Here is a 22577-nt window from a genome sequence, read left to right as displayed (position 1 = left end):
TTTCGTGATGCGAGGACATCCGCTCAAATGACGGAGCTATTCACAACTGAGGCGCTTTTCGCGCTGCTTCAGGTCATCATGATCGACCTGGTGCTGGCCGGCGACAACGCCATCGTCATTGGTCTCGCCGCCGCCGGACTGCCGCGGGAACAGCGCGGCAAGGCCATCCTGATCGGCATCCTGGCCGCCACTGTGCTGCGCATCGCCTTCGCGGCGGTCACCACCCAGCTTCTCCAGATCATCGGGCTTCTGCTGGCCGGCGGTGTGCTGCTGCTGTGGGTCTCGTGGAAGATGTGGCGCGAACTGCGCCAGTCCCATGAGGAGGACGAGGCGGTCGAGGTGCTGGAGGACGACGGCGGAGCCGATACGGCAGGTCCGCGCAAGACCCTGAGCCAGGCGGTCTGGCAGATCGTCGTCGCCGACGTGTCGATGTCGCTGGACAACGTTCTGGCCGTGGCCGGCGCCGCGCGCGAGCATCTGGGGGTGCTGGTCATCGGCCTGACCCTGTCGATCGCCCTGATGGGCCTTGCCGCCAGCGTCATCGCCCGCGTCCTGCAGAAGCACCGCTGGCTGGCCTATGTCGGCCTCGCCATCATCTTCTACGTCGCCCTGGACATGATCTACCGCGGCGCCATGGAGGTGTGGCCCCTGGTGAACGGTCACGGCTGACCGGCCGTAAGATGACCGGCCGCCGCGTTTGAGCGAATGGGGGAAGGGCTGCGGCGAGAGCTGGGGCCGAATGTCGCACCCAACCCCCTGCGGCGATCCGTGTACTGGCTGAAACCCGCATCCGCAGCCACTTTGTCTCTCTCCCCGCCAATCTGATTCAGTTTAAAGTCCAAACGGTAGTTTCCGGCTTGAACTTTCAGACTTGCACGCAGAGTGATATACTAATATCCTAAGTGACGTGAACAGGGCGCCGCCGGGGGGCGGCACCGTTGCCAAGCGGAGCGGAATGAGGATGGGGGCAAGGGCAGGGCCTGTGTCGGCCATGCGCAATTTCCGGCCGCGCGTGGCGCGGTCGCAGCGCTGCGAAAGCCGGTCTCGGCAAAGGGGCCTCATCCACGCTTCGTCTGCCACCGGTCCACGGTTCATCCAGTCACACACGGGCGGCCCACCGGCCACCAGGCAATTCGGAAACACCAGAACAAGAGAGGCCGGCCCGTTCAGGCTCCGGCCCCGCACACAGGAGGAGAACCTATGAAGTTTGCTCTGACTTCGGTCCGCACCGCGCTGCTGGCCGCCTGTGCCGTCTGCAGCATGATGGCCGCGCCGATGCTGTCGGCTCCGGCCGCCGCGCGCGACTTCCGGTCGGCCGACATCCACCCGACCGACTACCCGACCGTCGAGGCGGCGCGCTATGTCGGCAAGCTGCTGGCGGAACGCACCAACGGCCGTCTCGGCATCAAGGTGTTCCCGAACGGCGCTCTCGGCAACGAAAAGGACACCATCGAGCAGCTGAAGATCGGCGCGCTCGAGATGATGCGCATCAACGTGGCGCCGCTGAACAACGTGGTGCCGGAGACGATGGTCACCGCGCTGCCCTTCATCTTCCGCGACACCGGCCACATGCGCCGTGTCCTGGACGGTGCGATCGGCGACGAAATCCTGGCGGCGATGGAAAGCCAGGGCATGGTCGGCCTCGCCTTCTACGACAGCGGCTCGCGCAGCATGTATTCGGCCGCCAAGCCCTACAAGACGCTGGCCGACATGAAGGGCGCCAAGATCCGCGTCCAGCAGTCCGACCTGTTCGTCGCCATGATCCAGGCGCTGGGCGCCAACGCCACGCCGATGCCCTTCGGCGAGGTCTACACCGCGCTCAAGACCGGCATCGTCGATGCGGCCGAGAACAACTACCCGTCGTATGAGTCCTCGCGCCACTTCGAGGCCGCCAAGTACTTCACGCTGACCGAACACGCGATGGCGCCGGAAGTGCTGGTCTTCTCCAAGGTCGCCTGGGACCGCCTGTCCAAGGACGACCAGGCCCTGGTCCGCCAGGCCGCCAAGGAGTCGGTGCCCTACATGCGCAAGCTGTGGGAAGAGCGCGAGCAGAAGTCGAAGGACGTCGTGACCAAGGCCGGCGCCCAGATCGTCGAGGTCACCAACAAGCAGGAATTCATCGATGCGATGAAGCCCGTCTACGACAAGTTCGCCAACACGCCGAAGCTCCAGAGCCTCGTGCAGCGCGTCCAGGAAACCAAGTAAGCAAGGGGTGAGGCGCGGCGCCGTCCCCGGCGGGACGGTGCCGCCACCCAAGGGGAGCCGCAGCATGGATATCGAGCTGCAAGCAATGGATGTCAGCCCGCCGCATTCCGCCGGCTGGCTGACGCGGATGAACGCGGCGCTGGCCAAGGCCGGCATGTATGTCGCCATCATCGGTCTGATGGCGATCGTCGGGGTCGTCTTTTATCAGGTGTTCGGCCGCTACGTGCTGAACAACTCGCCGACATGGGCGGAAAGCCTGGCCATCGTGCTGGTGCTGTACGTCACCCTGATCGGTGCCGCCGTCGGCGTCCGCGACGCCGGCCACATCGGGCTCGAATCCCTGCTGGTGATGCTGTCTGACAGTGCGCGGCGCAAGATGGACATCTTCATCTACGCGCTGGTCGGAATCTTCGGCGGCTGCATGGCCTACAACGGCTGGGTTCTCGGCAGTTCCGTCATGTCCTACACGATCCCGAACCTCCACATCTCCGAAGCCGTACGCTACGTGCCGCTGGTCCTGTCGGGTGTGCTGATCGTCCTGTTCTCCATCGAGCATATCGTCGCCATCCTGCGCGGCGAGGAGGTAAAGCCGTCATGGAACTGATGATCCTCAGCATCACCTTCTTCGGCTTTCTCATCCTCGGCATTCCGGTCGCCTTCGCCATCGGCCTGTCGGCGCTCTGCACCATCCTCTATGAAGGCCTGCCCGTCGCGGTGGTCTTCCAGCAGATGATGTCGGGGATGAACGTCTTCTCGTTCCTGGCCATTCCCTTCTTCGTCTTCTCGGGCGAGCTGATGCTGCACGGCGGCGTCGCCGACAAGATCGTCGCCGCGGCGAAGAGCATGGTCGGCCACATCCGCGGCGGGCTGGGCATGTCCAACGTGGTGGCCTGCACCCTGTTCGGCGGCGTCGCCGGCTCCCCGGTCGCCGACGTGTCGGCCATGGGCGCCGTGATGATCCCGATGATGAAGCGGGAGGGCTACCACGCCGACTACGCGGTCAACGTCACCACCCACGCCGCGCTGGTCGGCGCGCTGATGCCGACCAGCCACAACATGATCATCTACGCGCTGGCCGCCGGCGGTAAGGCGTCCATCGGCGCGCTGATCGCCGCGGGCCTGATGCCGGCGCTGCTGCTGATGGTCTGCAACCTGGGCGCCGCCTATTACGTCGCGGTCCGCCGCGGCTACCCGAAGGGGTCCTTCCCCGGCTGGGACATCCTGCTGCACAGCTTCGCCGCCGCCCTGCCTGGCATGCTGATCGTCGTCATCATCCTGGCCGGCATCACCAGCGGCGTGTTCACCGCGACCGAATCGGCCTCCGTGGCCGTGATCTATGCGCTGCTGCTGACCACGCTGGTCTACCGCACGCTGACGCTGGAGAAGTTCCTGGCCGCCGCCGCCAAGACGGTGAAGACCACCGGCGTGGTGCTGCTGCTGATCGGCGTGTCGACGATGTTCCAGTACCTCATGGGGCTCTACGAGGTGGCGGACATGACCGGCGAGCTGCTGGCCGGCATTTCGTCCAACCCGATCGTCATCTTCCTGCTGATCAACATCATCCTGTTCCTGCTGGGCACCTTCATGGACATGGCCAGCACGATCCTGATCTGCACGCCGATCTTCCTGCCGATCGCCATGACCTACGGCATGGACCCGGTGCAGTTCGGCATCGTGATGCTGATCAACTGCGCGCTCGGCCTGAACACCCCGCCGGTCGGCACCACCCAGTTCATCGGCTGCGCCATCGGCGGCGTGTCGGTGGGCGAGGTGATGCGCTCCATCACGCCCTTCTACGGGGCGCTGTTCCTGGCGCTGCTGCTGGTCACCTACGTTCCGGCCTTCTCGCTGTGGCTGCCGCGCCTGCTGATGAACTGATCCGGGGCGGGCCCCGGTTCTCGTGAACGAATTCTCCCCTGAACGATTTCTCTCCTGGACTGGGCCATCGACTTCTCGCCGATGGCCCATTTTTTATGCGCCGGATTCAGGCCGCCGGTATCAGGCCGTCAGGTCCAGAACCACCCGGCCGCGGATCTGGCCGGCCAGGATGCGTTCGCCCAGCGCCGGCAGGTCGGCGAAGGGATGGACCTCGTACATCGAGGACAGGTGGCCGGAGTCGAGGTCGCGGGCCAGCCTTGCCCAGGCCGACGCACGGCGGTCGGCCGGGGCCATCACCGAATCGATGCCGATCAGCGTCACGCTGCGCAGAATGTGCGGAAGCACCGTGCCGGGCAGGTCGGACGAGCCGGCCAGCCCGCAGGCGGCGACGGCCCCGCCCCACACCGTCTGCGCCAGGGCGTTGACCAGCGTCACGCCGCCCACCGAATCGACGCCGCCGGCCCAGCGCTCCTTCTGCAGGGGTGCTCCCTTCTCCAGCAGGGTGGCGCGGTCGATGAAGCCGCCGGCGCCAAGGCCGCGCAGATACTCGTGCGTCTCCGGCCGCCCGGTGGAGGCGGTGACGGCATAGCCGCGCTTGGCCAGCAGGGCGACCGCCACCGACCCGACGCCGCCGGCCGCACCGGTGACCAGCACCTCCCGGCCGCCGGGCTGGATCGTGCCCCACCGTTCCAGCGCGTCGACGCACAGCGCCGCGGTATAGCCGGCGGTGCCGATCCCCATCGCCTGTTCCGGCGTGAAGGCGTCGGGCAGCCGGGTCAGCCAGTCCGGCTTCACCCGCTGATAGCGGCTGTAGCCGCCCCATTGCGTCTCCGACAGGCCCCAGCCGTTGACCACCACCCGGTCGCCAGCCTTCCAATCGGGCGAGCGCGACTCGACCACCGTGCCGGCGAGATCGATCCCCGCCACCATCGGCAGCTTGCGGGCGATCTTCGCCTTACCGGTGACGGCGAGGCCGTCCTTGTAGTTGACCGTGGAATGGGAGACCTCGACCAGCACCTCGTGGTCCGGCAGATCGGACGGCGAAAGCGTGGTGAAGGAGCCTTTGGGCTTGCCGTGGTCGTCGGCGATGACGAAGGCGGTGAAGGAATCGGGAAGGGACATCGGGCGCACTCCGTTGCGCTGCAGGTCTGACCGGAACGATGCGCCGCATTCCGATATAGGTCAAACAAATTGGCCTCAGCCAGTCGGCGCGCCGAATGCCTCCGAATTGGGGGTAGATGAGACCGCATCTACCCCGCTTTGACAAAAGAGCGGAAAGACGGCGCCCTGGAGCGGAGTAGCCGGAGGGCGTCGAAATCGATTGTGACCGTACTCTTTCGCCGTTCCGGAGAAATCAGCTCGCCCGGCCGGGCGCGATGCTTCCCAAGGAATGATCGGCTTATTGGGCATTGTGGCCTGGGCAGGATCCCGTACATCACGGAACGCGCAAAACAATTTCCAACAACTCCCCAGAAAGGGGTTTTCATGCACGGGATCATTCTTGCCGACGCCGGGCTGGCCGATATCGACGCGTTGATCGGCCGGCACGCGCCGGATGTGACGGTGATCCGGGTAGCCGCCGACGAGGACGCCCTCGGCCTGCTCGCCGACGCCCTGGAGACGGGTCCGGCCGCGGTCCACCTGATCGCCCACGGCGCGCCGGGCGTGGTGAAGCTGGGGGCGATGCCGCTCGACACCAGCGCCCTGTTCGACCGCCGCTGGCCCGATGCGACCGGCACCGAGATCCTGATCCATGCCTGCGACGTCGGCGCCGGCGGCAATGGCCGCCGCTTCGTGGAGCGTCTGGCCGCCGTCACCGGCGCGCGCGTCGCCGCCGCCAGCCATCCGGTCGGCCATGCGGACCAGGGCGGTTCCTGGGACCTCGACGTGGTGACCGGCCCGATCCTGGCGGCGCGTCCCTTCGCGGGCGCCGATGCCTGGCCGCACCGGCTGGCCTACAGCGGCACGCCGACAGCGGGCAACGACACGCTGGTTGGCGACAATGGCGGCAACACGATCAACGGGCTCGCCGGCAACGACAGCATCACCGGGGGCACCGGCAACGACAGCTTGGTCGGCGGGATCGGCAACGACACGCTGGTCGGCGGCGGCAACACTGGCGTCGCGGCCGGCGACACCATGAATGGCGGGCTGGGCGCCGACCATTATGTCGGCGGCAGCGGCTTCAACATCGTCACCTACGAGGACGCCACCGCCGGCCTCACGCTGGACCTGACCAACGGCGCCAACAACACCGGCGAGGCCGCCGGCGATACCTTCGTCAACATCCAGCGCTGGATCGGCTCGGAATATGCCGACAGCCTGACGGCGGGCGACACGGCGGTGTGGTTCTGGGGCCATGGCGGCAACGACGTCGAACGTGGCGGGGCCGGGAACGACACGCTGGAGGCCGGCGACGGCAACGACACCATCTTCGGCGGCGGCGGCACCGACCTGATGTATGGCCGCGCCGACAATGACGAACTGCATGGTGAACTCGGCGACGACACGGTGGCTGGCGGCGGCGGTGCCGACCTGATCCATGGCGATGCCGGCAACGACCTGCTGAAGGGCGACTGGGAACGCGACACCATCCATGGCGGCGACGGCGACGACACCATCCTGGCCGGCATCGTCACCGCCGGCAGCTATGCCCAGACCCAGGCCGACACGATCTTCGGCGAGGCCGGCAACGACCGCTACATCGTCGTCAGCCAGTATGACGCGGGCACCGTCGGCTTCGACGGCGGCACCGGCACCGATACGCTGGAGGTACGCTCCGACAACCTGACCAGCTTCAACGGCTACAATCTGGAATACCACAACGATGTCGCCTCGCCGAAGATCGACATCAGCGGCATGACGCTGACCAGCGTCGAGACGCTGGCCCTGACCGGCAGCCAGCGCCACACCGTGACGATGACGGCGGCCCAGGCCAACGGCTTCACCGGCATCACCGGCGCGGTCACCGGCGACGCTTTCGCCATCGCCGGGGCGGCGCTGTCGGGCAGCGTGGGCACCGGCAGCGGCGGCACGCTCCAGGCCGGTCAGGTCCAGGCGGAGACGGTGAACGGCGTCACCCTTGTCCATGTCGGGCTGGATGCCGCCGCCGGGGCCGACGTGACCCTGCGCATCGCCGGCAGCTTCGCCGCGTCCAACATCAGCCTGTCCGGCAACACCATCACGCTGGGGCAGGCCGGGTCCGGCGGCAACACCGGCGGCGGCGATACGGGGGGCGGCACTCCCGGAGGAAGCAATCCCGGCGGCTCCACTGGCGGCTCCACTGGGGGCTCCTCTGGCGGCCTGACGCTGACCGGCACCGATGCCCGCGACTATCTGGCCGGCGGCGCCGGCAACGACGTCATCACCGGCAACGGCGGCAACGACTACATGGTCGGCGGTGCCGGCAGCGACAGCTTCGTCTTCAAGCCCGGCGACGGCTGGGACTATGTCGCCGACTTCCAGGCCGGCGGCAGCGGCGACGTACTGAATGTCGCGGGCTGGGCCGGGCTGACCGACTACACCGCGGTGATGGCCGCCACCACCCAGGAGGGCGCCAACACCATCGTCCGCTTCGACGACAACAACAGCGTCACTCTGGCCAACGTCACCCGCAGCAGCCTGACCGCCGCCAACTTCTCCTTCCTCAACGCCTCTCCGGGCGGGAGCACGGGTGGCGGTTCCACCGGCGGGGGTTCCACTGGGGGCGGCACCGGACAGACCGTCACCGGGACCTTGGCAGGGGAGTATCTGGCCGGCGGCAGCGGCAATGACACCATCACCGGCAATGGCGGCAACGACTACATGGTCGGCGGCGCCGGGCGGGATACCTTCGTGCAGGGTGCGGCCGACGGCTGGGATTGCATCGGCGACTTCCAGGCCGGCACCGGCGGCGACGTCATCGACCTGCGCAGCGTCGCCGGCTTCACCAGCCTGAACGACGTGCTGACCCACTCCGTCCAGAGCGGGGCCGACCTGTCGATCGACATCGGCAGCACCAGCACCGTCAAGCTGATGAGCGTCGACCGTGGCACGCTGACGGCGGAGAACTTCCTGTTCGCCAACCCGATCGGCTGACCCGGCGGCGGGCGCCGTCCCTGCACGGGGGTGGCGCCCGTCCCTTCACTCCCCCTGCCAGCGGTCGCGGAACACCAGATCCTCCAACGGCAGGCGCTTGCGCCAGCCCTTGGTTTCCAGTTCCGGCGTTGCCTCGAAATGGGTGACGTGGCCGAGGCACAGATAGGCGATCGGCACGATCCGCTCCGGGATGCCCAGCGCGTCCCGCAGTGCGTCCTCGTGCAGGATGCTGACCCAGCCGACCCCCAGCCCTTCCGCCCGCGCCGCCAGCCACAGATTCTGCACGGCGCAGACGCAGCTGTAGAGGTCCATCGCCGGCATGTGGGTGCGGCCCAGCACCACCGGGCCCGAGCGTTCGCGGTCGCAGGTGATGCAGAGATTGATCGGCGCCTCGCGGATGCCTTCCAGCTTCAGCCGGCTGTAGAGGCTGCGGCGCTCCCCCTCGAACATCGCCGCCGCTTCCTCGGTCGCGTGGGTGAAGTCGGCGTGGATGCGTGACTTCACATCCTTGTCGGTGACGACGATGAAGTTCCAGGGCTGCATGAAGCCCACAGACGGCGCATGGTGGGCGGCCAGCAGGATGCGGGTCAGCACCTCGTCCGGCACCGGATCGGGCCGGAACTGCCCGCGCACGTCGCGGCGGGAGAAGATCGCCTTGTAGAGGGCGTCGCGCTCAGCCGGCGTGAAATCCTCCTCCATTGTTACCCCCGAGCGATCAGGTGGACGAAAGATCCCAGCGCCAGCCCGCGCCGGCTGCCCAGCGCGCCCAGGTCGCTGCCGTCCGCCGCCGTCGCATGCAGCAGCGGCGCGTCATCGCCGCGGGCAAGGGTCGAGGCATAGTGGAACTCGTGCCCCATCAGCGGCGTGTCGGCCGGTCCCAGCGGCCCGTCGGCCAGCAGGGCCGCCCGGCGATAGCCGAGATGCAGCCGCCGCTTGGCGAAGGAGGTGCGCACGCCCAGCAGCCCGGTCATCGGGTGGGTGACGCCATCGGCATCCTCCAGCGTCTCCCCCATCACCATGTAGCCGCCGCACTCGCCATAGACCGGCACCCGCTCCGCCGCCGCGCGCAGCCCGTCGCGGAAGGTGTGGTTGGCGGCGAGGCGGCCGGCATGCAGTTCCGGATAGCCGCCGGGCAGATAGACGGCGTCCGCATCCCCCGAGGGCGCCTCGTCCGCCAGGGGGGAGAAGAAACGCAACTCCGCGCCCGCCGCCTGCCAGCCGGCGGTCAGGTGCGGATAGACGAAGGTGAAGGCGGCATCCCGCGCGATGGCGATGCGCTGGCCCAGCGGCGGCAGGGCGGGGGCATCGCTGCCGCGCCCGGCCTTCGACGGTTTCGCCAGCGCGACGACGCGGTCGAGGTCGACATGCTCGGCGATGAAGCGGCCGAGTGCCGCCAGCCGGTCGGCCAGCCCTTCCGTCTCGTCGGCCTGGACGAGGCCGAGATGGCGTTCGGGCAGGCTGAGATCCGGCGCGCGGGGCAGGGCGCCCAGCAGGGGGATGCCCAGCGCCTCGATGGCATTGCCGGCCAGCGCGGTGTGGCGCGGGCTGCCGACATTGTTCAGCACGACGCCGCCGATGGTCACGTCGTCGCGGTAGGTGGCGAAGCCCTTCACCAATGCCGCGGCCGACTGCGACTGACCCTTGGCGTTCACCACCAGCAGCACCGGCCAGCCGGTGCGCGCCGCGATCTCCGCCGTCGATCCGGTGCCGGTGGCGCCGACGCCGGCCACGCCGTCGAACAGGCCCATCAGCGCTTCGCAGACCAGCAGGTCGGCGCCCTCGGCGGCGCGGGCGGCCAGCCCGTCCAGCAGGTTCGGCCCCATTGCCCAAGTGTCGAGGTTCACGCTCGGCCGGCCGGTGGCGGCGCGGTGGAAGGCCGGGTCGATATAGTCCGGCCCCGACTTCACCGCCCCAACCGCCACGCCGCGGGCGCGCAACGCCGCCAGCAGGCCCAGCGTCAGCGTCGTCTTGCCGGTGCCCGAGGCCGGGGCGGCGATGATGATGCCATTAGCCATTTTGCAGCGCCATCTGGCCCGGCAGCCACTCCAGCGCCGGGCGCAGCCGCACCACCTCGCCGATCACGATGATGGCGGGCGGTTCCAGTTCGCTCGCCGCCAGATCGGCGACGCAGGTGCCGAGGCTGGTGACGAGGGTCTTCTGGTTGGCGGTCGTCGCCTCCGTCACCACGCCGACGGGGGTGTCGGCGGACAGGCCGCCGGCCATCAGCTCCGCCGCGATGGTCGGCAGCGCCTTCCAGCCCATATAGAGGATCAGCGGCGCCTTGGTGGCGGCCAGCGCCCGCCAGTCCGGCCCGCCGCCCAGCGAGTGGCCGGTCGCCAGGATCACCGCCTGGTTGGTGTCGCGGTGTGTCGCCGGAATGCCGGCATAGGCCGGGCCGGCGATGCCCGACGTGATGCCCGGAACGATGCGGAAGGGAATGCCCTCTGCCGCCAGCGCCTGCGCCTCCTCGCCGCCGCGGCCGAAGACGAAGGGATCGCCGCCCTTCAGGCGCAGGACGCGGTGTCCCTCCTTCGCCAGCTCGATCAGGCGGTTGGTGATGTCGTCCTGATGGGCGGAGGGGCGGCCGCCGCGCTTTCCGGCGAATTCCAGCCTTGCCGACGGGCTGGCGAGCGCCATGATCCGTTCGCCGACCAGCGCGTCATGGACGATGACGTCGGCTTGCCTTAGACCTTGCAGCGCCAGCAGGGTCAGCAGGCCGGGGTCGCCGGGGCCGGAGCCGGCCAGCCAGACGCTGCCGGGGGCGAAGGGGACCAGGACGCTTTCGGGAATGGACGACTCAAACGACATGAACGCGGACTCGGGCTCGGAGAAGACGGAAGGCGGTGCGGAAGGGGCTGGCGTGCCGGAGCATGCTACACCCTTGCGCCGCGGCTGGACGACGGGAACCTGCGCCACCGCGGCGGCGCGGGCGGCGGCAGAAGCGCTGTTCGGCCGGGAGTTTCCCGATCCGGTGACCGTGGCCCTGCCCGGCGGCCAGACCCCGGCCTTCGCGCTGGCGGTGACGGAGCGGGGGGAGGGGCCGGATGGACCCTGGACCGCGGCCGGCGTGGTCAAGGATGCTGGCGACGATCCCGACGTGACCCATGGCGCGCTGGTGCGGGCGCGGGTCTGGCGCGGCGCGCCCGGCAGCGGCGTGAGTTTCCGTGCCGGTCCCGGCGTCGGCACCGTGACCCTGCCCGGCCTGCCGCTGCCGGTCGGCGAGCCTGCCATCAACCCGGTGCCGCGCAGCATGATCGCGCAGGCCGTGGGGGAGGCAGCCGCCGCGGCCGGCCAGCCGGCCGATCTGGTGGTCGAGGTCGGGGTGGAGAATGGTGAGCAACTCGCCAAGCGCACCATGAACGGGCGGCTCGGCATTCTGGGCGGGCTGTCGATTCTCGGGACGACCGGGATCGTCGTGCCCTATTCCTGCGCGGCCTGGATCGCCTCGATCCAGCGCGGCATCGACGTGGCGCGCGCCGCCGGGCTGACCCATGTCGCGGCCTGCACCGGCGACCTGTCGGAAAAGGCGGTGGTGGCCCGCTATGGCCTGTCCGAGCAGGCGCTGCTCGATATGGGCGATTTCGTCGGCGGCACGCTGAAATATCTGCGCCGGCACCCTATTCCGCGCCTGACCCTGTGCGGTGGCTTCGCCAAGTTCGGCAAGCTGGCGCGCGGACTGATGGACCTGCACAGCAAGCGCCATGCTGTCGATTTCGACTGGCTGGCCGAGCGGTTGGCGGACCTCGGGGCCGGGCCGGACCTGATCACGCAAGCGCGCGGCGCCAACACGGCGGCGCAGGTGCTGGGCATGGCGGATGCCGCCGGCTTGGCCCTGGCCGACCATGTGGCGGAACTGGCCCGCCGCGCCGCTCAGGAGGTGCTGGAGGATGCGCCGGTCGCCGTCGAGGTGCTCGTCACCGACCGGCAGGGGCGCATCGTGGGGAGTGCGCCGTTCAACCGCAGCACCTGATCCGATCAGATATTGTTCCCTCTCCCCCCCGGGGAGAGGGTTAGGGTGAGGGGGATGCGCTTCGAGGATCTCTTCGGCTGCGCCGAACCCCCTCATCCCGACCTTCTCCCCGGGGGGGAGAAGGAGATTGGTGCTGGCTGAGGAAAACCTCACTCCCCCAGCCCCCGATAGCGCCGCACATGGCTGCCGTCATAGAGCGCGCTGCAGCGGAACTCCTCATGGCCCAGCGCCGGGCCGACCAGGATCAGCGCCGTGCGCTCCATCGGTGACGCCGCGACCTGCGCCGCGATATCGGCCAGGGTGCCGCGCAGCACCCGCTCGTCCGGCCATGTCGCCCGATAGACCACAGCCGCCGGGCAGTCGGCGCCGTAGAGCGGGGTCAACCGCTCCACCACACGGTCGATGACGTGGATCGACAGGTGGATCGCCAGCGTGGCGCCCGAGGCGCCCAGCACCTCCAGCGTTTCGTTGGCGGGCATGGCCGAGGCGCGGCCTTCCGTGCGGGTCACGATCAGCGTCTGGCTGACCTCCGGCAAGGTCAGCTCGCGCCCCAGCGCGGCCGACGCGGCGGCGAAGGCCGGCACGCCGGGGGTGATGGTGTAGGGGATGCCAAGCTCGCGCAGCGCGCGGGTCTGCTCGCCCAATGCGCTGTAGACCGACAGGTCGCCGGAATGCAGCCGCGCCACGTCCTTGCCGGCGGTGTGGGCGGCCTGGAACTCGGCGACGATCTCCTCCAGCGTCAGCGGGGCGGTGTCGATGATCCGCGCATCGGCGGGGGCGTGGGCGATGATCTCCTTCGGCACCAGCGAGCCGGCATAGAGGCAGACCGGGCAGCGCGCGATCAAGTCGCGGCCGCGCAGGGTCAGCAGGTCGGGAGCGCCCGGTCCGGCACCGATGAAATGGACGGTCATGAACGGGTCTCCAAAAGAGCGACAGCCGGAAGAGCGAGCGCCACGGTGGCGCGCGGGGTGGAGCGGCGCGGCAGCAGCAGGCGCGATCCCGGCCCGGCGGCGGCCAGCGCCGCGGCCTCCGCGACCGAGGCCAGCCCTACGGCGGCCAGCACGGTGGATGATCGGGTGTGGACGCGGTCCTGGGCCGCCAGCATCGCGTCCTCTTCGATGAAGCGCAGCGGCAGGCCGAGCGCGCGGGCGGCCTCTGCCAGCCCGGCTTCGTCGGCCTTCATCGCCGGGGCGGCGATGGCCGCCAGCTGGCGCGCGGCGTCGGGCAAGGCTGCCTCGTCGAAGGCGGCGACGACCAGACCGGCGATCTCCTCCCAACCGCAGCCGCGGCGGCAACCCAGGCCAACATAGACGGGGCCGAACAGCAGGGAGTCAGGCGTCAGGCGGTCCATACGCCCTCCGGAAATGGCTTCTCGGCCCGCCACAGCGTCACCGGCATTGCGGCGCGCCAGCCGCGGAAACCGCCGACCGCGGAGGCGCGGGCAACGGCGATCTGGGTCAGTTCGCCGCCCAGCCGCTTGTGCGCGTCGAACAGCACCGCCTCGCTTTCCAGCGTCACCGCGTTGGCGGCGATCCGGCCGCCGGCGGGCAGGGCGTCCCAGCAGGCCGCCAGCACGCCATCCGCGGTCAACCCGCCGCCGATGAAGATGGCGTCGGGCCGCTCCAGTCCGTCCAGCGCCGCCGGGGCCTTGCCGCGCACCAGCGTCAGGCCGGGCACGCCGAAGGCGGAAGCGTTGGCGAGGATGCGGGCGATGCGCTCCGGGTGATGTTCGACAGCGACGGCGCGGTTGGCGGGATCGCGCAGCATCCATTCGATGCCGATGGAGCCCGATCCGGCGCCGACGTCCCACAGCAGCTCGCCCCGGCGCGGCGCCAGGAAGGACAGGGTGACGGCGCGCACCTCGCGCTTGGTGATCTGGCCGTCATGGTCGAACCAGTCGTCGGGCAGGCCCGGCGCCAGCGGCAGGACACGGGCGCCGGGGGCGGCGACGCAGTCCAGCGCGATGGTGTTGAGGTCGGCGACCTGCCCGGCGCTCCAAGCATCGGCAGTGGCCTCCAGCCAGCCCTCGCGCGGGCCGCCCATCGCCTCCAGCACCGTCAGGCGCGACTTCCCGAAGCCGCGGGCGCGGAGCAGGGCGGCGAGCGTCGCCGGGGTCGTTCCGTCCCAGGAAAGAAGCAGAAGCTTGGCGTTCGGTTGCAGATACGGAACGACCTGCTCCAGCGGACGGCCATGAACGGTCAGGCAGCGGCAGTCCTGCAGAGGCCAGCCCAGCCGTGCAGCGGCAAGACTGAAAGCGGAGGCCGCCGGGATCACCGTCGTTTCCGCAGCCGGAACGAATCGCGACAGCGAGGCGCCGACGCCGTACCAGGACGGATCGCCGCTCGCCAGCACGCAGACCCGCTGCCCGCGCCGCGCAATCAGGCCGGGGAAGGCGTCGGTCATCGGCGACGGCCAGGGCAACCGTTCCTGTCCGGCAACGACCGGCACGAGACCAAGGTGGCGGCTGCCGCCATAGAGGATGGCCGCGCTTTCCACCGCCGCGCGGGCGGCGGGCGACAAACCGTCCCAGCCATCCTCGCCGATGCCGACGATGGTGAGCCAGCGGGCCGTTCCCATGCTATCCATGGCGCCGATCCTGACGGGTGGGGAGGGGGAGTTGGTCAAGGCGCTGATGGTCAAAGTGCTGATCCTGGGAGGCACGACGGAGGCGACGGCGCTGGCGAAGCGGCTGGCCGGCCATCCCGGCATCGACGCCCGCGTGTCGCTCGCCGGCCGCACGAAGAACCCGGTGCTGCCGCCGCTGCCCACCCGCATCGGCGGTTTCGGCGGGGTGGAGGGCTTGGCCGGGTATCTGCGCGCCGAGGGGATCGGTGCGGTGATCGACGCGACGCACCCCTTTGCGGACCGGATCTCCGCCAATGCCGCCGCGGCCTGTGCACAGGTCGGTGTGCCGCTGCGTGTCCTGACCCGGCCGGCCTGGGTGGCGGGGTCGGGCGACCGCTGGATCGGCGTGCCGGACATGGACGCTGCGGCGCTGGCGCTGCGCGATCTGGGCGACACCGTGTTCCTGACCATCGGCCGGCAGGAGGTCGCTGCCTTCGAGGCGATGCCGGACAAGCGCTACCTGATCCGCGCAGTCGATCCGCCGGAGCCGATGCCGGCCCTGCCTCGCATGAGTCTGATCCTCGACCGCGGACCCTTCACCGTGGAGGGTGAACTGGCGCTGATGCGTGGGCAGGGGGTGGAGGTTGTCGTAGCCAAGAACAGCGGCGGACGCGCCACCGACGCGAAGCTGGAAGCCGCGCGCGCGCTGGGCCTGCCGGTGGTGATGGTGGAGCGGCCGGCGGGCAACGGCGTGGCGGAACTGCACGGGGTGGCGGAGGCGGTGGGGTGGCTGGAGGGGGTGGGCTGAGGCTCCCCCCCGCGTAATCCCCCTCTCCCCCCCGGGGAGAGGGTCGGGGTGAGGGGGATGCACCGCGTGCCTTCCCGAGAATCCTCGCCGCGCATCCCCCTCACCCAGCCCTCTCCCCGCGGGGGAGAGGGTTACTCGCTGCGGATTGGTCGTGGAGGTCATCCTCACCCCCGATAATGCCGGGGCGTGTAGACCCAGCGCCCGCCATCGGCCCGCGCGACGAAGCGGGTGTGCGAGGCGCCGATGATGACCAGCGTGCGCATGTCCGCCTGCTCCGCCCGCACCTCGCCCAGCGTCGTGACGGTCAGTTCCTCGTCCGCACGGCCGACGGCGCGGCCGAGCACGATGGGGGTCTCAGGCGCGCGGATGTCGCGCAGGGCGTCGAAGGCGGCGCCAAGCTGCCAAGGCCGGGCGCGGGAGATCGGGTTGTAGAGCGCGATGACGAAATCCGCCTCTGCCGCCAGACGCAGGCGCTTCAGCACCACGTCCCACGGCTTCAGATTGTCGGACAGCGAGATGGCGCAGAAATCATGCCCCAGCGGCGCCCCTGCCCGCGCGGCGGCGGCCTGCATGGCGGAGACGCCAGGATCGACCGCCAGAGGCACCGCGCGCCAAGTCTCCGGCGCATCTGGATCCTCCAGCGCCTCGAAGATGGCGGCGGCCATGGCGAAGATGCCGGGGTCGCCGCCCGACACCACCGCCACCCGCCGGCCCTGCGCCGCCAGATCGAGCGCGAAGCGGGCGCGGTCCAACTCCACCCGGTTGTCGGAGGCATGGCGCACTTGGTCCCCCGGCGGAACGCGTTCCACATAGGGGAAGTAGCCGACGAGGTCGGTGGCCTCGGCCAGATCGCGCCGGGCCTCCGGCGTCAGCCAGTCTTCGGGGCCGGGACCCAATCCCACAACCTTCAGCCAGCCATTGTTTTCAGGGCCGTTCATCCCCGCTTGCCCTCGCCCGGAATGACGATCTGGGAGAAGTAGGGGGCGACGTCCGGCGCCTCCAGGAAGGGCATGAAGCGCTGTTCGTCCATGCTGGCGCGCTCCACATACCACGCCCGCTCGGCCAGCCCGGCGGCGGCGATGGCGCGGCGCACCTTGGGCAAATTCTGGCCCAGCTTCATCACCACGCAGGCATCGGCGGCGGTCAGCGCGCGGACCAGCGACTCCTCGTCCAGCGTGCCGGGGATCACCGACAGCACATCGTCGCGCAGCATCAGCGGGCGCGGCAGCAGCGAGGCGCTGCACACCATGCTGGTGACGCCGGGGATGACCTCCGTCGCGAAACGGCCGGACAACCGCAGGAACAGATGCATGAAGGAGCCGTAGAAGAACGGATCCCCCTCGTTCAGCGCCGCAACGGAGCGACCGGCGGCGAGATGCTCCGCGATGCGCCCGGCGGACTCGTCGAAGAAGGCCTCGATCTGGCGGCCGTATTCCGGGTGGGTCGGCGGCAGTTCCACCGTCACCGGATAGACCATCGGAAGCTCGATCTGGTCGGCCGTGATTGCCTGATCGGCGATGCGGCGGGCCTGGCCCCTGGTGCCGCGCTTGCAGAAATAGGCGACGACCGGGCAGGCGCCGATGGTGCGCACCGCCTTCAGCGTCATCAACTCCGGGTCGCCGGGGCCGACGCCGACGCCGAACAGGGTGCCCAGGGTGGACGGATTTGGGGAGGGGATATCGCCGCTCATTCCACGTCGCTCGCCAGCGCGTTGACGGCGGCGGCGGCCATGGCGCTGCCGCCGCGCCGGCCCCGGATCGCCAGATAGGGAACGCCGAAGGGGTTCTCGGCCAGCGCGTCCTTGCTTTCCATCGCGCCGACGAAGCCGACGGGGAAGCCCAGGATCGCCGCCGGCTTCGGCGCGCCGGCCGCCAGCAACTCCAGCAGATAGAACAGCGCGGTCGGCGCGTTGCCGATGGCGACCACCGAACCGCCCAGCCGGTCGCCCCACAGGTCGAGCGCCGCGGCCGAGCGGGTGTTGCCAATGCTCTTCGCCAGATCGGGCACGGCGGGGTCGCGCAGGGTGCAGACCACCCGGTTGTCGGCCGGCAGGCGGGCGCGGGTCACGCCATGGGCGACCATCTCGCTGTCGCAGAGGATCGGCGCGCCGGCGCGCAGGGCGGCGCGGGCGGCGCTGCCGACATCGGTGGAGAACAGCAGGTCCTGGGCCGCATCGACCATGCCGCAGGCGTGGATCACCCGCACCGCCACCGGCTTCAGGTCGTCGGGGATGGCGGACAGGTCGGCCTCCGCCCGGATGGTGGCGAAGGACTGGCGGTAGATGGCCGCTCCGTCGCGGATATAGTCATAGAGCGGCTCAGGCACCGGTGGACTCCTCGGTCAACAGATCCGCGACGCGGGCCACGGCGTCGGCGGGGGACAGGCCGGTGTGCGGGGAATCGTCACCGGGTTTGGCGTTCAGGGCGACGTCATACACCCCGTCGCGGGCGGTCAGGGTGACATCGGCGATGGCGGGATGGGCGCAGCCCTTGGCGCAGCCCGACACATGCACCATTCGTACATGGTCCAGCAAGGGGCCTGCGCGCTCGGCGATGGCGAGTGCCGTCGCATGGGTGTCGGTGGTGCCGACATCGCAGCCGCCGGCCCCGCTGCAGGCGGTCAGCTTCAGGCGGCGGTCGGTGTGGGAAAGGATGGCGCCGTGGGCCTGGGCGATGGTTTCGGCGTCGGCGGAGGGGCCGACGAGGATCAGGGCGCGCCAGGGGGTGATGCGGAACTCGACGCAGGTGGAAGCCAGGGCCGCGAGGGTGGCGGCGGTCAGGCGGCCGAAGGGGAAGGCGACGACCCTTCCGGCTATGGATCCCTTCTCCCCCCCGGGGAGAAGGTTAGGATGAGGGGGTTCGGCGGAGCCGAAGAGATCCATGAGGTGCGACACTTGCCCCCACCCTGACCCTCCCCCGCTGGGCGGGGGAGGGGATATCAGCGAGGCGAGGCGCATTAGGAACGCCTCAGCACCAATCGCCGCGACCAGACCGGCCATGCGGCGCGACGGCTCCTGCAACGACGCGCGCAACTCCAGGAAGGCGCGGCCCAGCGCAGAGGCCACATCCGCCACATCGTCTGCACGGCACAGTCCCAGCGGCGCGGCTTTCGCCAGCGTGCCGCCCAGCGACACCCGGAAGTGCGTTCCGTCCACCGCGTCGAACCGTACGTCCGTACTGCTGCCGGCGAGATGGCCGATGCCACCGCCGCAGACAAGCCAGCCGAATTTCGGCGGCAGGCCGTGCAAGGCCGTGTCCGCCGCCAGCCGCGCGTCGAGCGTACGTGCTGCCTCCCGTACGTCCATCGGCGCGGTGGGATCCAGCCCGCCAGTGGGAGAGCACAGGACGTTGCGCACCGCCTCGCTCGCCGCATCGCTGAAGACGTAGCCCATCTCGCGCAGGGCATCGGTCACCGGCTCCAGCCCGTCGGCGGGAATGCCGCGGAGCTGCAGGTTGCCGCGGTGGCTGAGGTCGATCAGGCCGTTTCCGTAACGATCCCCCAGCTCCGCGATGCGGCGGGCGTGGTCGGCGGGCAGCACGCCGGCGGGGACGCGGACGCGCAGCAGGAACCCGTCGCCGACCTGCATCGGCGCCAGCACACCGGGGCAGGTGCCGCGCCGTCTCGGCTGGGTCGGCACAGGGTTCGTCATGCGGCGGTCTCCCGGAGGCGCCGCAGATCCTCCGCGGTGGAGTTGCGGCGGGGATGCCACAGGCCGCGGTCGAGCGCCTCGCTCATGCGCGCCAGAATGTGCCGGGCGGCAGCAGGATTGGCATGCGACAGGAAGTCCCACACCTCCTCATCCTCGACGTACGCGTCATACAGCTGGTCGAAGTGGGCGGGACGTACGGCGTCGGTGGTGGCAGCGAAGGCGAACAGCGTGTCGACGCCGGCCGCCAGTTCCGCCGCCCCGCGATAGCCGTGGCGCATCATCCCCTGGATCCAGCGCGGGTTGGCCGCCCGGCCGCGCAGGGTGCGGGCGATCTCCTCCGCCAGGGTGCGGACGGTGAGCTTTTCCGGATCGGCGCTGTCGAGGTGGTAGAGCGCCGGCTCGGAATCCTCCAGCGCCGCGGCGGCGGCGAAACCGCCTTCGAACTGCATGAAGCCGTCGGTGGACAGCACGTCATGGTCCCGCTGGTCCTGGTGGTGGACGAGCGCGTCGGCGCCTCCCACCCGGCGGCGGAACAATGCTGGCAGCGGCACACCCTCCAGCCCAGCACCATAGGCGTGGCAGCCGCCCTCCAGATAGGCGGCGCCGAAATCGGCCCGCGCGGTCCAGTCGCCGCGCGCGATCATGCCGGACAGCGCGGTGCCGTAGATGCCGGGGGCGGCGCCGAAGATGCGGGCGGTGGCCCAGCGGCGGGCGTCCTCCGCAGCGGTGCCGGATGTCGTGAGGCGCTGTTCCTCCGCCCGCGCGGTGGCGGCGAGCGGGTTGGTGTCGTCGGGCTCGTCCAATCCGGCGACGGCGCGAACCGCCTGATCGAACAGGGCGATCTGCTGCGGGAAGACGTCGCGAAACAGGCCGGAGATGCGCAGCGTCACATCCACCCGCGGGCGGCCGAGCACGCCGGCCGGCATGATCTCGTAGCCGGTGACGCGGCCGGAACCGTTCTCCCAGATCGGGCGGACGCCGAGCAGGGCCAGCGCCTGGGCCAGCTCGTCGCCGCCGGTGCGCATGGCCGGCGTGCCCCAGCAATCCACCACCAGCCGGCGCGGCCAGTCGCCATGGTCCTGCAGATAGCGGGTGATCAGCGCGTCCGCCGCCTGCCAGCCCAGCGTCCAGGCGGTCGGCGTCGGCACCCCGCGCGGGTCGAGCGCATAGAGGTTGCGTCCGGTCGGCAGGGTGTCCGCCCGCCCGCGCGCCGGCGAGCCGCCGGGGCCGGGGCGGACGAAGCGGCCGTCCAGCCCGTCGAGCAGCGCCCGCATCTCCGCCTCGCCGCAGGCGTCGACGGCAGTGGCGACCATGGCCGGGTCGGCGGTACGGGCAACGGCGGCGGTCAGGCGGTCGCGGCGCTCGCCGGCCGGGCTGTGGCCGAAGACATGCAGCCCGTCGCGGATCTGCAATTCCTTGATGTCGCAGAGATGGGCGTCCAGCCGCGACAGGATGGCGTCGGGATCGTCGTCTGGCCGCAGGTTGCAGTCGGCGGCGACACCGGATTTCCAGGCAAGGTCGAGAATCGTCTCGCGCAGCATGCCCAGCCGCCGCGGGTCCAGCCCGGTCGCCTGCGAATACTCGTCGATGGCGTTTTCCAGCGCGGCGAGTTCACCGTAGAGGCCTGATTCCACCGGCGGCGGGGTCAGATGGCCGATCAGCACGGCGCCGAGGCGGCGGCGGGCCTGCACCCCCTCGCCGGGATTGTTGACGATGAAGGGATAGAGCGTCGGCAGGGCGCCGCCGACGATCTCCGGCCAACAATCCGCCGATAGCGCCACCGCCTTGCCGGGCAGCCATTCCAGCGTGCCATGGGCGCCGACCTGGACCAGGGCGTGGATGCCCATGGTATGGCGCAGCCACAGGTAAAAGGCGAGATAGCCGTGGCTGGGGGGCGTGTCGGGGTCGTGATGCTGGGCGGTGGTCAGGGGACCGTGGCCGCGGCTGGGCTGCACCGCAACCACGGCATTGCCGCAAGGCAGGACGCGGAAGGCGAAGGCGCCGTCGCGGCAGGCGGGATCGGCGGCCGGCTCGCCCCAGGTCCCGGCGATGCGGGCGCGCAGCTCCGGCGGGGCGAGGCGGTGGTAGTCGGCCAGTGACAGGGTCGGGGTGGGGGCGGATGTCAGGGCCGCCATCAACTCGGCGCCCCCACCCAAGATGGTGTCCGGAATGGCGGACAGGCCGTAGCCCTCGGCGGACAGCCGGTGGAGCATCGCGATGGTGCTGGCTGGGCTGTCCAGGCCCACCGCATGACCGATGCCGCCGCCGGGGCCGGGATAGTCGGACAGCACCAGCGCCAGCCGCCGCTCCGCCCGAGCGGTGCGGGACAGGCGGACCCAGCTTGCCGCAAGGTCGGCGGTGAAGGCCACCCGGTCGGCGATCGGGCGCAGGGCCGGGGCCGCGAATTGCAGGTCGGGGTCGGGCTCGCCCGCCGTCTTGAAAGCGATGGCGCGGGCGATGATGCGGCCGTCCATCTCCGGAAGCACGACGTTCATGGCGAGGTCGGACGGCCCGAGGCCGCGCGAGGACGCCTGCCAGCCGGCTTCGGGCGTGGTGGCGAGGATGGCCTGAAGGACCGGGCTGCCGTTGGCCTCCAGCGGCGAGCCGTCGTCACGGGCGGCGGAGAAGGCGGTGGTGTTGACGACCACGGCGGCGTTCTGGGCGGTCAGGCTGGCGCGCATCCAGGCGGCGCAGTCCGGCTCCTTCAGGCTGGCGACGAACAGCGGGCGGGGGCTGAGTCCACGCTCGGCCAGCGCGTCGCACAGGGCATGGATAGGGGCGAGGTCGCCGGCCAGCAGGTGGGAGCGGTAGAAGACGACCGCCGCAACGGGAGCGTCGGGGGCGGCGGGGGCGTCGGGGGCGGCGGGACCGCTCCAGCCGTCATAAGCGCCGAAGCGCGGGACCGGAGCGGGTTCCTCATGGGGCAGGGGCGTGCCGGCCAGCGTCGAGGCGCAGGCCAGCAGATGGGCCATGTTGGCCGGGCCGCCCTCGGTGAAATAGCGCCACAGGCGGTCGGCGGCTGCGGGGGCGACGGTGCCGTAGGCGGTCAGGTTCGGGTCGGGCTGAGCCTCTCCCGACAGGACGGCCAGCGGGATGTTGCGCTCGCGGCACAGCGCGGACAGGCGGTCGAGGCCGTAGCGCCAATAGCCGCTGCCGCCGAGCAGGCGCAGGACCACCAGTTTCGCCTTGGCGACGATGGTGTCGGCGTAGAGATCGACCGACAGCGGATGGCCGAGCCGGTTGAGGTTGGCGAGGCGGAGGCTGGGCAAGCGGTCGCGTCCCGCCCGCCACGCGGCGGCGAGCGCGGTCAGGTCGCTGTCGGAAAAGGACAGCATGACGAGGTCGGCCGGCGTCTGCCCCAGGTCTTCCGCCTGGGGGCCGGCGTCCAGTTCGTCCTGGCGGGCGGCGAGCAGGTGCATGGATGT

Annotated in this window: 19 protein-coding genes; 7 read left to right on the top strand and 12 right to left on the bottom strand. The window is 70.3% G+C overall.

The genetic code is table 11. The annotated features are described in order from the left end of the window. Nucleotides 1-27 precede the first annotated feature (27 nt). From J2Y49_RS14225 to J2Y49_RS14210, 4 genes are all read left to right on the top strand, one after another. Nucleotides 28-669: a TerC family protein gene (locus tag J2Y49_RS14225; protein WP_310115494.1), complete on the top strand. Its 642-nt coding sequence runs from the start codon at nt 28-30 to the stop codon at nt 667-669. 531 nt (nt 670-1200) lie between these two features. Then, the gene (locus J2Y49_RS14220) at nt 1201-2205 is read left to right on the top strand and encodes a TRAP transporter substrate-binding protein (RefSeq protein ID WP_310115493.1); all 1005 of its coding nucleotides are present in this window, start codon (nt 1201-1203) and stop codon (nt 2203-2205) included. 64 nt (nt 2206-2269) lie between these two features. Further along, nucleotides 2270-2809 carry a TRAP transporter small permease gene (locus J2Y49_RS14215; RefSeq protein ID WP_310115492.1) on the top strand — a complete coding sequence of 180 codons (540 nt, stop codon included), beginning with the start codon at nt 2270-2272 and terminating at the stop codon, nt 2807-2809. Then, nucleotides 2800-4083, top strand: a complete 1284-nt coding sequence (locus J2Y49_RS14210) for a TRAP transporter large permease (protein WP_310115491.1) — start codon at nt 2800-2802, stop codon at nt 4081-4083. The genes J2Y49_RS14215 and J2Y49_RS14210 overlap by 10 nt, the downstream gene beginning before the upstream one ends. Before the next feature lie 120 nt (nt 4084-4203). On the opposite strand, the gene J2Y49_RS14205 is transcribed toward J2Y49_RS14210, so the two are convergent. Next, complete coding sequence (locus J2Y49_RS14205) at nt 4204-5205, bottom strand: MDR family oxidoreductase (protein ID WP_310115490.1); 1002 nt, start codon at nt 5203-5205, stop codon at nt 4204-4206. A 363-nt stretch (nt 5206-5568) separates the two neighbouring features. Here J2Y49_RS14205 and J2Y49_RS14200 point away from each other — a divergent pair, with 363 nt between their 5' ends. Next, nucleotides 5569-8160 carry a DUF4347 domain-containing protein gene (locus J2Y49_RS14200; RefSeq protein ID WP_310115489.1) on the top strand — a complete coding sequence of 864 codons (2592 nt, stop codon included), beginning with the start codon at nt 5569-5571 and terminating at the stop codon, nt 8158-8160. 45 nt (nt 8161-8205) lie between these two features. On the opposite strand, the gene bluB is transcribed toward J2Y49_RS14200, so the two are convergent. The 3 genes from bluB to cobA are packed head-to-tail and all read right to left on the bottom strand — an operon-like array spanning nt 8206 to nt 10968. Next, on the bottom strand, nt 8206-8859 hold the full coding sequence (gene bluB, locus J2Y49_RS14195) for a 5,6-dimethylbenzimidazole synthase (protein WP_310115488.1): 654 nt from the start codon (nt 8857-8859) through the stop codon (nt 8206-8208). Between the two features lie 2 nt (nt 8860-8861). Beyond that, a complete protein-coding gene (locus tag J2Y49_RS14190) occupies nt 8862-10175 on the bottom strand; it encodes a cobyrinate a,c-diamide synthase (protein ID WP_310115487.1) in 1314 nt (437 codons plus the stop codon). Next, on the bottom strand, nt 10168-10968 hold the full coding sequence (gene cobA / locus J2Y49_RS14185) for a uroporphyrinogen-III C-methyltransferase (protein WP_310115486.1): 801 nt from the start codon (nt 10966-10968) through the stop codon (nt 10168-10170). Before cobA ends, J2Y49_RS14190 begins: the two co-directional genes overlap by 8 nt. On the opposite strand from cobA, the gene J2Y49_RS14180 reads away from it, so the two are divergent. Next, the gene (locus tag J2Y49_RS14180) at nt 10967-12130 is read left to right on the top strand and encodes a cobalt-precorrin-5B (C(1))-methyltransferase (protein WP_310115485.1); all 1164 of its coding nucleotides are present in this window, start codon (nt 10967-10969) and stop codon (nt 12128-12130) included. The genes cobA and J2Y49_RS14180 overlap by 2 nt on opposite strands. Before the next feature lie 149 nt (nt 12131-12279). Here the strand turns inward: J2Y49_RS14180 and cobM are convergent, their stop codons facing one another. From cobM to cbiE, 3 genes are read right to left on the bottom strand one after another with little or no spacing between them, the layout of a single operon-like run. Further along, the gene (cobM, locus tag J2Y49_RS14175; RefSeq protein WP_310115484.1) at nt 12280-13041 is read right to left on the bottom strand and encodes a precorrin-4 C(11)-methyltransferase; all 762 of its coding nucleotides are present in this window, start codon (nt 13039-13041) and stop codon (nt 12280-12282) included. Continuing rightward, nucleotides 13038-13481: a cobalamin biosynthesis protein gene (locus J2Y49_RS14170; RefSeq protein WP_310115483.1), complete on the bottom strand. Its 444-nt coding sequence runs from the start codon at nt 13479-13481 to the stop codon at nt 13038-13040. The genes cobM and J2Y49_RS14170 overlap by 4 nt, the downstream gene beginning before the upstream one ends. Then, nucleotides 13469-14707, bottom strand: coding sequence for a precorrin-6y C5,15-methyltransferase (decarboxylating) subunit CbiE (gene cbiE / locus J2Y49_RS14165; RefSeq protein ID WP_310115529.1), 1239 nt, complete (start codon nt 14705-14707; stop codon nt 13469-13471). The genes J2Y49_RS14170 and cbiE overlap by 13 nt, the downstream gene beginning before the upstream one ends. A 55-nt stretch (nt 14708-14762) precedes the next feature. Here cbiE and J2Y49_RS14160 point away from each other — a divergent pair, with 55 nt between their 5' ends. Further along, a complete protein-coding gene (locus tag J2Y49_RS14160; protein WP_409017841.1) occupies nt 14763-15503 on the top strand; it encodes a cobalt-precorrin-6A reductase in 741 nt (246 codons plus the stop codon). A gap of 164 nt (nt 15504-15667) precedes the next feature. Here the strand turns inward: J2Y49_RS14160 and cobJ are convergent, their stop codons facing one another. The 5 genes from cobJ to cobN are packed head-to-tail and all read right to left on the bottom strand — an operon-like array spanning nt 15668 to nt 22571. Further along, complete coding sequence (cobJ, locus tag J2Y49_RS14155) at nt 15668-16441, bottom strand: precorrin-3B C(17)-methyltransferase (RefSeq protein ID WP_310115481.1); 774 nt, start codon at nt 16439-16441, stop codon at nt 15668-15670. Beyond that, the gene (locus tag J2Y49_RS14150) at nt 16438-17193 is read right to left on the bottom strand and encodes a precorrin-2 C(20)-methyltransferase (RefSeq protein WP_310115480.1); all 756 of its coding nucleotides are present in this window, start codon (nt 17191-17193) and stop codon (nt 16438-16440) included. Before J2Y49_RS14150 ends, cobJ begins: the two co-directional genes overlap by 4 nt. Then, complete coding sequence (locus J2Y49_RS14145) at nt 17190-17828, bottom strand: precorrin-8X methylmutase (protein WP_310115479.1); 639 nt, start codon at nt 17826-17828, stop codon at nt 17190-17192. Before J2Y49_RS14145 ends, J2Y49_RS14150 begins: the two co-directional genes overlap by 4 nt. Next, nucleotides 17821-19152 carry a precorrin-3B synthase gene (gene cobG / locus J2Y49_RS14140; RefSeq protein ID WP_310115478.1) on the bottom strand — a complete coding sequence of 444 codons (1332 nt, stop codon included), beginning with the start codon at nt 19150-19152 and terminating at the stop codon, nt 17821-17823. The genes J2Y49_RS14145 and cobG overlap by 8 nt, the downstream gene beginning before the upstream one ends. Beyond that, a complete protein-coding gene (gene cobN, locus J2Y49_RS14135) occupies nt 19149-22571 on the bottom strand; it encodes a cobaltochelatase subunit CobN (protein WP_310115477.1) in 3423 nt (1140 codons plus the stop codon). Before cobN ends, cobG begins: the two co-directional genes overlap by 4 nt. Nucleotides 22572-22577: the final 6 nt, after the last annotated feature.

It is taken from the genome of Azospirillum sp. BE72, assembly GCF_031455875.1.
In the GTDB taxonomy this organism is placed as follows: Bacteria; Pseudomonadota; Alphaproteobacteria; order Azospirillales; family Azospirillaceae; genus Azospirillum.
The sequence above is the reverse complement of the archived record's forward strand: the minus strand, read 5'-3'. Positions and strand labels throughout refer to the sequence as shown.